Source organism: Streptomyces alkaliterrae (assembly GCF_007097205.2).
Classification (GTDB): Bacteria; Actinomycetota; Actinomycetes; order Streptomycetales; family Streptomycetaceae; genus Streptomyces; species Streptomyces alkaliterrae.
On sequence record NZ_VJYK02000025.1, the window covers coordinates 19,118 to 29,475 of the forward strand.

The window sequence follows — 10,358 nt, forward strand, 5'->3', positions numbered from 1 at the left end:
AGCCGGACCTACGTCCGCTGAGCGGCAAACGGTAGCCTGGGCGGCCCGCCGGGGGGTTCCTCACCCGGTGGGTCGCCCAGCTGCCAGTCCAGGCCATAGCGGGCGAACAGCTCGGCGCGCAGCGCCGGCAGCGGCATCGCCGCGCCCGGCAGCAGCACCGCGACGACCGCGCCCATCAGCAGCGCCCGCAGCATCGGGTAGTCGGCGTCCAGGTCGGTCGAGCCGTAGTCCTGGAGCGCCTGGCGTAGCAGCCCGGCCAGCCGCTGCTGCTCGTCGCACCGGACGAAGCCCTCCTGCTGGAGTATGCCCGCCATGTGCGTGCGCATCAGGACCGGCCGGTCCCGGGCCAACCCGAGGATGGCGTCGATCGCGCGGGCGAGCCGTTCCCGGCCCCGGTCCGGGCCCTGCGGCAGCGGCTCCCTGGACAGCGCCTCGCTGAGCGTGCGGTGCATCAGCCGGTGCACCGCGGACTGGAGGAGCTGGCGCTTGCCGGGAAAATAGTACGAGACGAGCCCGCGCGCGGTACCGGCCCGGTCCGCGATGCTGCCGAGGGTCGTCGCCTCGTACCCGTGCTCGTCGACCAGCGCGACGGTGGCCTCCAGCAGCCGTTCGCGCGAGCGGCGGCGCAACTCCTCGTTGACCGCGGCGCTCCGAGGGGACATCCTGTAACTCCTGCGTTGGCTGGCTTGCAGCCAATATACTCAGCAGGGCGTTCGGGGACCGCCTTCGGGGAGGTGTGTCCACCGTCCCGGGTACCGGTACGGGCGACGCGGGGGATCGCCCGTACCGGCTGCCGGACGGAGATACGGCGGCGGTCGCGGCCGCGGGCGTTCAGCCCAGTTTGGTCAGGCCGACGCGTTCAGGCCGACGCGTTCAGGCCAACGCGTTGAGGCCCGGTACGAACGCCACCACCAGCGGCACCACGGGCACCAGCGAGGCCAGTGCCGTCATCCGCACCCGGTGACCCAGCGGCAGCCGGTCGGCGGGGCCGAGCAGCCGGTCAACCCGCTGCGGCAGCTGGGCGACGTGCGGCCCGCAGGGCCCGAAGACGCCGCGGTCCTCGTTCAGGCCGACCAGCGCGAGCGCGGTGGTGAGCCGCCCGTGCTGACGGGAGGCGACGTCGTCGGCGGCCAGCTCCACGAGCCGGTGCATCTGCTGGCGGAACGCCCGGAAGACCGGGACCTGAGGGAAGGCGGCGGCCAGCGCCGAGGAGCAGTGGAGCAGCCAGTCGTGCCGTGCCCTGACGTGGCCCTCCTCGTGCGCGAGCACGGCGTCCAGCTGGCGGCCGCGCAACCGCCCGAGCGCGCCGGAGGTGACCACCAGACGGGGCGGCGAGCCGGCCAGCCACCAGGCGTCGGGTCGCTCGCCCTCCAGCACGATCAGCCGGTCGTGGCAGCGCTCCTCCTCGCCGGGCAGGAGCGGCGCCCGGTGCCGCAGTTCGGCCCGCCGCCGGCGGCGGCGACGCCGGGCCGAGACGATCTCGCGGGTGAGCATCGCGGCCGACCAGGCACCCCCGCCGAAGAGCAGCACCGCCACCACGCCCGCCCACGGATGGCCGTCGGCGGAGAGCGCGTACGCCTCGATCACGGACGGCGGCGCCGGCGCGAAGACATGACCGCGGACGGCCTGCCACGCCTCCGCGGCGCTGAGCGCCATGGCCAGTACGCAGCACAGCAGGACGGCGGCGACGACGCACTGCCACACCCACAGCGCGAGCACGGGTTCACGGTCGGTCCAGGCGCCGCGGTTGAGCACGCGGGGCGCGAGTGCGGCGGTGAGGCCTCCCAGGAACAGCAGCGCCAGCGCGACCATCATGTCTGTCAGGGTATGGCTCGGCCGTCGGCGCCGGATACGCGGCCGTGGCGGAAGTGACGCACGCCTCACACCCGGCGCGCCCGGCGCGGCGGCACCCGGGGCGGTTCACATGGCGATCAGCATCGCCGCCATGCCCAGCGCCAGCGCCAGCCGGCAGGCCGCCGCGACCTCCGGGGAGTCGGCCCCCAGCGGCGGCGGCCCAGGCGCTGTCGGCGCCCCGTGGTGCGCGCCGTGCGGCACCCGGGCGGGCAGCAGCCGTCGCGCGGCGAGCAGCGCGTAGAGCAGGAAGTAGACGGCGAGGAACACGCTCGGGGAAGGGACGCCGGCCGTCGCGTGGGCGACCGGTTCGCCGTGCGCCGCGTGCCCGCCGGCCACCTCGCCGGTCGTGCCGTGCTCGCCGGGGGAGTCGAGCATCAGCACCGTCATGTAGACCATGGCGCCGCCCTCGACCAGATGGTGCCCCTGGTGCGGCACCCGCCGCAGGAGCAGCGCCGCCGACCACAGCAGCGCCCCGGCGAACAGGACGAGCAGGAACGTGGCGGGTACGGCGGGCGCCGGCAGCGCCATCAACGCCATGCCCCCGCCCATCAGCGCCTCCAGCAGCGGCGACTGACGTCCGCGCGGGCCCGGCGCGGAGGCCCGCGCACGGACGAAGCAGACCGCGGACGCCAGCCCGCACAGCCCCGTGAGCAGCCAGCCAGACCACGCCGATCCGTGCACGACTCCCTCCCCACGCCCGCCCCCCGGAAGCTGCCCGGCGAGGGGAGGCGGCAAGGGAGCGCACCGGCGCACGGAAGGGGAGCGCGCGGCGGGCTCCGTCCGACGGCTCGGCCGGAACCTGCCGGGGCCTAGATGCCCGGCCGGTACCGCAGCGGATGGTCCTCGGGGATCTCGACCACGCACAGCCGTACCTCGTCGGGCGCCGCGACCCACATCTCCACCAGCCCCCACGGCTCCCGGACCGGCTCGCGCAGGATCTCCACGCCGCGCTCGGCGAGTTCCCGCCGGGCGTCCGCCGCGTCGGCCACCTGGAGCCACAGTCTCAGCCCGGGGCAGGAGGGCCGGTCGGAGCGGCCGGAGACCTCCAGGAAGCCCCCGCCGAGGAAGTAGACCGTGCCGCGCTCCTCGCCGGTGCCGAACTCGCGGTGCACCGCGAGGCCCAGTCGTCGGCCGTAGAAGTCGCGGGACGCCTCGGGGTCGGTGGGACGCAACAGGACGCGGCTGCTCAGTACGTGCACCATGCGGTCAGAGCGTAGGCCGTAAGCTCGCCCCATGGAGACCTCGCCCGCGTCCCGTCTGACGTTCCGTACCGCCACGCCCGACGACGTGCCGGCGCTGGTGGCGCTTGTGGAGTCCGCCTACCGGGGCGAGTCGAGCCGGGCCGGCTGGACCACCGAGGCCGATCTGCTGGACGGCCGCCGTACGGACGCCGACGGCGTGCACGCGCTGCTGGCGGACCCCGCGAGCCGGGTGCTCGTCGCCGAGCGGGAGGGCGAGCCGGTCGCCTGCTGCCATCTGGAGCGCCGGGAGCGGGCGGAACGCCCCTCGCCGGTGGCCTACTTCGGCATGTTCGCGGTCCGCCCGACGGCCCAGGGCAACGGCCTGGGCGGCCAGGTGCTCGCCGAGGCCGAACGGGCCGCCGCCGGCATGGGCGCGACCGAGATGCAGATGACGGTCATCAGCCTGCGCGCGGACCTGATCGCCTGGTACGAGCGGCGCGGCTACCGGCGGACCGGCCGCTACCAGCCGTTCCCCTACGGGGACGAGAACTTCGGCATCCCGCGCCGCCCCGACCTGCGGTTCGAACTGCTCGTCAAGCCGCTGGGCTGACCCGCCGGCCCGCGGGCCGCCGGTCTCGTCAAGCGACCGGGCTGAGCAGGGCCGTGCGGACCTCCGGCCGGTCGGTCACCACGCCGTCCAGCCCGAGGCGTCGCGCGGTCTCCAGCTCCTCGGGCGTGTTGACGGTCCAGCTGATGATCCGCAGGCCGGCCGCGCGGCAGCGCGCGACGACGTCCTCGTCGAGGTACCGGAGTTCACAGGAGACCATCTCCGCGCCGAGCGCCACGGCCCGTTCGGCGGCGGTCGGCGTGGACCGCCCGGTGACCAGCGCGAGCGGCATCCGGGGCAGCAGCGCCCGGGTCTCCCGCAGCGCCTCGTCGTGGAAGGAGATGACGGTCACCCGGTCGTGCAGCTCGCGCCGGTTGATGACGTCGACGAGTACCCGCGCCGCGGCGGCGTCCTTGATCTCCGCCTGGAGGGGCGTCGTCACCGCGTCGACGACCTCCTCGAAGACCGGTACGCGTTCGCCCCGCCCGGCGTCGAGCAGCCGCAGCTCGGCCAGGGTGAGGTCCGCGACGCGGCCGCTGCCGTCGGTCGTGCGGTCCACCGTCGCGTCGTGCATGACCACCAGCTCGCCGTCCGCGCTCAGATGCAGGTCCAGCTCGATGACGTCCATGCCCTCCTGCGCGGCGCGGCGGAAGGAACGCAGGGTGTTCTCCGGCTCGACCCCCATGACCCCGCGGTGGCCGACGGTGAAGATTGACACGCGTTTGCTCGCTCTCTGCTGGTGCCGGCACCCGGTCGGTGGGCCGGACGGTCGGGCGTCAGCGTAGTCGGCGGCCCGGGGCCCGCCGGTGAACGACCGGTGGCCGGAAGCGGGCGCCGGAGTGTGCGGTGGGGGCGGCCGCGGCGCCGCGACATGCGGTAGGAACCGGACAAAAGTAGTATGAAGTTGATCGCGGGCCGGAAAATGTCATCTATCTCGCACTCTCGACGGGAAGATTTGCGCCGGTGGCTCTTGATCGGGGCAATGACTTCCCCCTACGGTGGTCCCACGCGAGTTTTTCCTGTGGAGGCAGAGTCATGACGGAAACCCTTTCGTCCCCGGTTGTCGGCAGTAACGTTCCTGCCGTCCACTCCCACGGCGAAGGTGCCGCTGTGGCGAGCCACCCCGCCTGGAGCGAGCTGAAGACGGCCGTGGAGACCATCCGGCCCTGGCAGTCCAAGGACGGCTCGATCGACCTCGACGCCGAGGGCGCGCCCAGCCGCGCCACCGCCGAGGGCGAGGTCGAGAAGATCGTCGCCGCGGTCGAGCAGCTGGCCCCGCTCCTCCCGCACAACGAGACCTACCACCGGGCGCTCGTCGCCGACCTGCGCCGGTGGGCCGAGTCGGGCTTCGAGGTGCCGGACTTCCTCGACTCCCTCCTGGCGTTCCAGCCCGCCGAGCAGCGTGTGGACGGCCGCCAGCACCTGGTCGTCTTCCCCATGTACACGCAGAACGGCAACCCCGACCGCAACCTGGAAGCCGTCGTCCTGCGCATGGTCTGGCCCGACTGGCTGTCCGAGCTCGAGCGGACCCGCTACGACAATCCGCTCTTCCTCGGCATCACCTTCGAGGACTTCACCAGCGGCTACGACACCAACTCCGCCGTGCTGTTCCCGGAGACCATCGCCGTGCGCGAGGCCCCCGAGCGCTTCACCTGGGGCGGCATCTTCTGCGACCGCGAGGCCGCCCGCTTCCGCCGTGTCATCGACGCCGCCTGCGAGGTCACCAGCCTCCAGCTGCCCGAGGACGCCGCCGGCCTGCTCACCGACCAGCACCGGGCCGAGCAGACGTTCGTCCTGTGGGACATGGTCCACGACCGCACCCACAGCCACGGCGACCTGCCGTTCGACCCCTTCATGATCAAGCAGCGCCAGCCGTTCTGGATGTACGGCCTGGAGGAGCTGCGCTGCGACCTCACCGCCTTCCACGAGGCGGCCAAGCTGGAGGCCGACGGCTACCCGCAGGGCCGGGACGTGCAGTACGCCGTCATCCTCGACCGCATCTTCCGCTTCCCCGTCACCGGCGAGCGCAACCGCAACTACGACGGCCTGGGCGGCCAGCTGCTCTTCGCCTACCTGCACAAGCACGACGCGCTGCGCTGGCGCGACAACCGGCTGACCATCGACTGGGACCGCGCCCGCGAGGTCACCGTCCGGCTCCGCGAGGAGATCGAGACCCTCTACCGCGAAGGCATCGACCGTCCGAAGCTCGTCCACTGGTTCAAGGCCTACGAGCTGGTCTCCGGCTACCTCGCCCCGCACCCGGCCTCCACCTGGGCCAAGGGCCCCGAGGCGCTGGACCTCGAGCTGCCGCCGCGCAAGCTCGTCGACGAGGTGCACCCGGACGAGTTCCCGCTCAGCATGTTCTACGAGGCACTCGCCAAGAAGCTGCGCGGTGTGATCGCCTCGACGAAGGGCATCACCGCGGACAGCACCGCGGTGGCGGCCTGACGGCGAACGCGGCCTGACGGCGGGGGCGCCGCCGCGCGCGGCGGCGCCCGGAGTGTGCGAGAGCGGTACGTAACGGTGAGTGGAGTTGAGGACATGAGCACGGTGACACCCCAGAGCGGCAACGGCGGTCCCCTGGAAGGCGCGGTGGTCGCGGTGGCCGGCGCCGGGGGCCCGGCCGGTCACGCGGCGCTGCTGCGGCTGGCGGAGGCCGGTGCCGTCGTGGTGGGCGCCGACGCCGACCCCGAGCGGTTGGCGCAGGGCGTGGACGCGGCCCGGTTCGCGCACGGCGGAGCCACCGTCATCGGTGACACCGTGGACCTGCTGGACCTCGCGGAGACCCGCGAGTGGGCGTCCCGCACCGAGAAGGAGTTCGGCCGGGTCGACGGCCTGGTCCACCTCGTCGGCGGCTGGCGCGGTTCGGCCTCCTTCGACAAGACCGACCTCAAGGACTGGGACGTCCTGGAGAAGCTGCTCATCCGTACCGTTCAGCACACCTCGCTCGCCTTCGAGGGTGCCCTGAAGCGCAGCGGGAACGGTCGCTTCCTGCTGGTCAGCGCCGCGGGCGCGAGCAAGCCCACGGCAGGCAACGCCGCCTACGCGGCGTCCAAGGCCGCCGCCGAGGCGTGGACGCTCGCCCTCGGCGACGCCTTCCGCAAGGCGGGGGGCGAGGCCGGCCCCGACGCCGCTGCTGCGATCCTGGTGGTGAAGGCGCTTGTGCACGACGCGATGCGCGCCGAGCGTCCCAACGCCAAGTTCGCGGGCTTCACCGACGTGAAGGAGCTGGCCGAGGCCATCGTCGGAACCTGGGCGAAGCCCGCCGAGGAAGTGAACGGAAACCGCCTGTGGCTCACACCCCAGCCGTGAGGACCGACGCGAAGCGCCACCACGACCCGGAGGTGCGGGGCTTCGCGAGCGACAACTACGCCGGTGCCCACCCAGAAGTCCTCGCCGCGCTCGCCGTCGCCAACGGCGGCCACCAGAGCGCCTACGGCGACGACGAGTACACCGAGCACCTCCAGCAGCTGATGCGGCGCCACTTCGGCGGCCGGGCCCAGACCTTCCCGGTCTTCAACGGCACGGGCGCCAACGTCGTCGCCCTCCAGTCGGTCACCGACCGCTGGGGGGCGGTGATCGCCGCCCAGAGCGCGCACATCAACGTCGACGAGTGCGGCGCCCCCGAGCGGATCGGCGGACTGAAGCTGCTCACCGTGCCCACACCCGACGGCAAGCTCACCCCCGAGCTGGTCGACCGGGAGGCGTTCGGCTGGGACGACGAGCACCGGGCCATGCCCCAGGTGGTCTCGATCACCCAGAACACCGAACTCGGCACGGTCTACACCCCGGACGAGATACGGGCGCTGTGCGAGCACGCCCACGAGCGCGGCATGGTCGTCCACCTCGACGGCGCCCGCATCGCCAACGCGGCCGCCTCCCTGGACGTTCCGATGCGCACGTTCACCAACGCCGTGGGAGTGGACATCCTCTCCTTCGGCGGTACCAAGAACGGCGCGGTGTTCGGCGAGGCCGTCGTCGTGCTCAACCCGGACGCCGTGCGCGGCATGAAGCACCTGCGCAAGCTGTCCATGCAGCTGGCGTCGAAGATGCGGTTCGTGTCGGTGCAGTTGGAGGCGCTGCTCGCCGGCGACCTGTGGCTGCGCAACGCGCGGCACGCCAACACCATGGCCGCCCTGCTGGCCGAGGGCGTGCGGAAGCTGCCGGGCGTGGAGATCCTGTACCCCGTGCAGGCCAACGCCGTCTTCGCCCGGCTGCCGCACGACGTGGCCACCCGGCTCCAGAAGCGCTTCCGCTTCTACTTCTGGGACGAGGCCGCCGGAGTCGTCCGCTGGATGTGCTCCTTCGACACCGCCGAGTCCGACGTCGAGGAGTTCCTGGCCGCGCTCCGCGAGGAGCTGGGCGCCGGCTGACGCGGGGCGGTGCGCGCACACGTGGGAGCGGGTGCCCCTCCACTCCGGAGGGGCACCCGCTCCCACGTCTACGGCTGTCTTCGGTTGTCGTGCGGTCCGTCAGGCCGACGCGGCGTTCGGCGCCGGGGCGGTACCGCCCAGATGCGCCGGCAGCCACCAGGAGTCCTCCGGGCCCCGGGGCTTGGCCGGATAGGCGGCCTGGGCGGCCTCCAGCAGCTCCTGCATCCGCCCGCGCAGCGTTTCGGTCAGCTTCACCGCCGAGGTCTCCTTCGGTGCCGCCAGCGGCTCGCCGACCCGGATGGTGATCGGGAAGTGGTTGCGCCCGAAGTCCCGCTTGCGCCCCTTCGTCCACAGCCGCTGGGTGCCCCACAGCGCGACCGGCAGCAGCGGCACGCCCGCCTCCTGCGCCATGCGCGCGGCCCCGGACTTGAACTGCTTGAGGGTGAACGACTGGGAGATCGTGGCCTCGGGGAAGACACCGACGATCTCGCCGCCGCGCAGCGCGGTCACCGCGTGGCGGTAGGCGTCCATGCCGGCTGCCCGGTCCACCGGGATGTGCTTCATCGCGCGCATCAGCGGCCCGGAGACCTTGTGCCGGAAGACCGACTCCTTGGCCATGAAGCGCACCAGCCGCTTGGCCGGCCGAGCGGCGAGCCCGGCGAACACGAAGTCGAGGTAGCCGATGTGGTTGCTGACCAGGACGGCACCACCGCGCTGGGGAACGTGCTCGGTACCCGCGATGTCGAAGCGCAGGTCGAGCGCCTTGAAGAGGGTACGGGCGGCACCGATCACCGGTGGGTACACGAGTTCAGCCATTGGCGGGGGACCCTTAACTGTGACTGCCTGGGGAAGGTTCTCCCGGCGCGGACATCCACTCCAACCTACGCGAGCGTAACTTGATCCGGCTACCCCGCCCCCGGAGAGATCCCGATCACTCCCGGTCTCGGGGCGGGGCACAATCGAGTGGGCGCGGTCCGGCGCCGACACCAGGGGAGGAGTGAGGTCCCGTCGAGACTCACAGCGGAGGCGAAGGCGTGACGGCGCGGGCGCGGCGGATCACGGCCGACACGCTGGGCGTGGCCGCGCTCGGCGACCGGGTCACCCTCGTCCAGTTCTCCAGTGCCTTCTGCCAGCCGTGCCGGGCCACCCGCCGGGTGCTCGCCGACGTCGCGGCGATGGTGCCCGGCGTCGCGCACGTCGAGCTGGACGCCGAGGACCGGCTGGCGCTGGTGCGCCGACTCGGGATCATCCGCACCCCAACGGTGCTGGTGCTCGACGCCTCGGGTCGCGAGGTGCGGCGGGCGACCGGGCAGCCGCGCCGGGCCGACGTCATCGCCGCGCTCGGAGAGGCAGTCCGGGCCTCGGACGGCCGGTAAGTGATCGTGATCGCATCCACGCGGTCGGCCTTGACGCCGCAGCGGCCCTTTCGTCAGTCTGACGCTATGCATTCAGGACTCCCGTGGTGAGCGGCTCGGACACCCGGCGTGCGGCGGTGCGGGAGTCGGTGGTGGACGGCTCGGAGCTGCTTCGGGCGACGTTCCGGCGCTCGGCCGCGGGCGTCGCGGTGATCACCGCCCGTGTGGACGGCCGACTGGCGGGGTTCACCGCCACCTCGGTCGCGTCGGTGGCCGCCGAGCCGCCGATGCTGTCGTTCAACATCGGCGCGCGCTCCTCGAGCTGGCCGGTCTTCGCCCGCGCCGAACACGTCGGCGTGCACATCCTCGGCGAGCACCAGGAGGACGTCGCGGCGACCTTCGCGCGCAGCGGCGCCGACCGGTTCGCCGAGCCGACCCGGTGGCGCCCGGGTCCCTTCGACGTACCGGTGCTGGAGTCCGTGCCGGCGTGGGTGGTGTGCCGCGTCTCGGCCCGGGTCCCCGCCGGGGACCACCGGGTGGTCCTCGCCGAGGTCCTGACCGGCGACCCGGGCGGTCCCGGCCGCCCGCTCCTCTACCACGAGCGGAGCTTCACCGCGCTGCGCGACTGAACGGGCCCTGTCGCGCGCGTCGGCCTTCGCGCGCGCCGGCCTTGTCGCGCGCGTTGGCAAGGTCACAGCACAACCGCCTTGCACCCGTGGAGTTCGCCGAGTGTACTGGCGAGTAATAAACTGTGCGGAGCGTCGGTTCGTGCCGACCGCAGTCCGTGCCGACAGGCGCCTATGCTGCCGAACACGAGGCAGTCCGTAGTCCCACGATGCAGTAGGAGAGCCGGCGTGAGCTTGAGGATCGTTGTCTGTGTGAAGTACGTGCCCGACGCTACTGGCGAGCGGCAGTTCACGGAGGACCTGACCACGGATCGTGAGTCGGTGGACGGTCTGTTGTCGGAGTTGGACGAGTATGCGGTCGA

Annotated in this window: 12 protein-coding genes and 1 pseudogene; 7 read left to right on the plus strand and 6 right to left on the minus strand. The window is 72.7% G+C overall.

Features of this window, described 5'->3' with window-relative positions; translation table 11 throughout:
- Window positions 1-8: 8 nt before the first annotated feature.
- The 4 genes from FNX44_RS04235 to FNX44_RS04250 form a co-directional block, all read right to left on the minus strand.
- The gene (locus FNX44_RS04235; RefSeq protein WP_143646570.1) at window positions 9-662 is read right to left on the minus strand and encodes a TetR/AcrR family transcriptional regulator; all 654 of its coding nucleotides are present in this window, start codon (window positions 660-662) and stop codon (window positions 9-11) included.
- A 211-nt stretch (window positions 663-873) separates the two neighbouring features.
- Window positions 874-1,815, minus strand: a complete 942-nt coding sequence (locus tag FNX44_RS04240) for a M56 family metallopeptidase (protein ID WP_143646571.1) — start codon at window positions 1,813-1,815, stop codon at window positions 874-876.
- Window positions 1,816-1,920: 105 nt separating this feature from the next.
- Complete coding sequence (locus FNX44_RS04245) at window positions 1,921-2,535, minus strand: DUF5134 domain-containing protein (RefSeq protein ID WP_143646572.1); 615 nt, start codon at window positions 2,533-2,535, stop codon at window positions 1,921-1,923.
- Between the two features lie 128 nt (window positions 2,536-2,663).
- Window positions 2,664-3,056, minus strand: a complete 393-nt coding sequence (locus FNX44_RS04250) for a VOC family protein (protein ID WP_143646573.1) — start codon at window positions 3,054-3,056, stop codon at window positions 2,664-2,666.
- A gap of 31 nt (window positions 3,057-3,087) precedes the next feature.
- Here FNX44_RS04250 and FNX44_RS04255 point away from each other — a divergent pair, with 31 nt between their 5' ends.
- On the plus strand, window positions 3,088-3,645 hold the full coding sequence (locus FNX44_RS04255) for a GNAT family N-acetyltransferase (RefSeq protein WP_143646574.1): 558 nt from the start codon (window positions 3,088-3,090) through the stop codon (window positions 3,643-3,645).
- 28 nt (window positions 3,646-3,673) lie between these two features.
- Here FNX44_RS04255 and FNX44_RS04260 read toward each other — a convergent pair whose 3' ends face one another.
- Complete coding sequence (locus FNX44_RS04260) at window positions 3,674-4,360, minus strand: glycerophosphodiester phosphodiesterase (RefSeq protein WP_143646575.1); 687 nt, start codon at window positions 4,358-4,360, stop codon at window positions 3,674-3,676.
- Between the two features lie 317 nt (window positions 4,361-4,677).
- Between FNX44_RS04260 and FNX44_RS04265 the strand changes: the two genes are divergently transcribed.
- The 3 genes from FNX44_RS04265 to FNX44_RS04275 all read left to right on the plus strand — a co-directional run bounded on the left by FNX44_RS04265 (window position 4,678) and on the right by FNX44_RS04275 (window position 8,015).
- Window positions 4,678-6,090 carry a DUF6421 family protein gene (locus FNX44_RS04265; protein ID WP_407699138.1) on the plus strand — a complete coding sequence of 471 codons (1,413 nt, stop codon included), beginning with the start codon at window positions 4,678-4,680 and terminating at the stop codon, window positions 6,088-6,090.
- A gap of 93 nt (window positions 6,091-6,183) precedes the next feature.
- Complete coding sequence (locus FNX44_RS04270) at window positions 6,184-6,954, plus strand: SDR family NAD(P)-dependent oxidoreductase (RefSeq protein ID WP_143646577.1); 771 nt, start codon at window positions 6,184-6,186, stop codon at window positions 6,952-6,954.
- Window positions 6,951-8,015 carry a threonine aldolase family protein gene (locus tag FNX44_RS04275; protein ID WP_143646578.1) on the plus strand — a complete coding sequence of 355 codons (1,065 nt, stop codon included), beginning with the start codon at window positions 6,951-6,953 and terminating at the stop codon, window positions 8,013-8,015. Before FNX44_RS04270 ends, FNX44_RS04275 begins: the two co-directional genes overlap by 4 nt.
- A gap of 99 nt (window positions 8,016-8,114) precedes the next feature.
- On the opposite strand, the gene FNX44_RS04280 is transcribed toward FNX44_RS04275, so the two are convergent.
- Entirely contained in the window at window positions 8,115-8,831 is a 717-nt protein-coding gene (locus FNX44_RS04280) for a lysophospholipid acyltransferase family protein (protein ID WP_143646579.1), read from the minus strand.
- A gap of 218 nt (window positions 8,832-9,049) precedes the next feature.
- On the opposite strand from FNX44_RS04280, the gene FNX44_RS04285 reads away from it, so the two are divergent.
- The 3 genes and pseudogenes from FNX44_RS04285 to FNX44_RS04295 all read left to right on the plus strand — a co-directional run.
- Entirely contained in the window at window positions 9,050-9,391 is a 342-nt protein-coding gene (locus FNX44_RS04285) for a TlpA family protein disulfide reductase (RefSeq protein ID WP_143646580.1), read from the plus strand.
- An 86-nt stretch (window positions 9,392-9,477) separates the two neighbouring features.
- Window positions 9,478-9,999: a flavin reductase family protein gene (locus tag FNX44_RS04290; protein ID WP_323369060.1), complete on the plus strand. Its 522-nt coding sequence runs from the start codon at window positions 9,478-9,480 to the stop codon at window positions 9,997-9,999.
- Window positions 10,000-10,224: 225 nt separating this feature from the next.
- Window positions 10,225-10,358 (plus strand): annotated as a pseudogene (locus tag FNX44_RS04295) (electron transfer flavoprotein subunit beta); the annotation flags it as partial.

Excerpts from the sequence above, each read along its gene's own strand:
- FNX44_RS04270 (WP_143646577.1), top strand. The coding sequence starts at position 6,184 with ATGAGCACGGTGACACCCCAGAGCGGCAACGGCGGTCCCCTGGAAGGC.
- FNX44_RS04250 (WP_143646573.1), bottom strand. The coding sequence starts at position 3,056 with ATGGTGCACGTACTGAGCAGCCGCGTCCTGTTGCGTCCCACCGACCCC.
- FNX44_RS04235 (WP_143646570.1), bottom strand. The coding sequence starts at position 662 with ATGTCCCCTCGGAGCGCCGCGGTCAACGAGGAGTTGCGCCGCCGCTCG.
- FNX44_RS04280 (WP_143646579.1), bottom strand. The coding sequence starts at position 8,831 with ATGGCTGAACTCGTGTACCCACCGGTGATCGGTGCCGCCCGTACCCTC.
- FNX44_RS04240 (WP_143646571.1), bottom strand. The coding sequence starts at position 1,815 with ATGATGGTCGCGCTGGCGCTGCTGTTCCTGGGAGGCCTCACCGCCGCA.
- FNX44_RS04255 (WP_143646574.1), top strand. The coding sequence starts at position 3,088 with ATGGAGACCTCGCCCGCGTCCCGTCTGACGTTCCGTACCGCCACGCCC.
- FNX44_RS04265 (WP_407699138.1), top strand. The coding sequence starts at position 4,678 with ATGACGGAAACCCTTTCGTCCCCGGTTGTCGGCAGTAACGTTCCTGCC.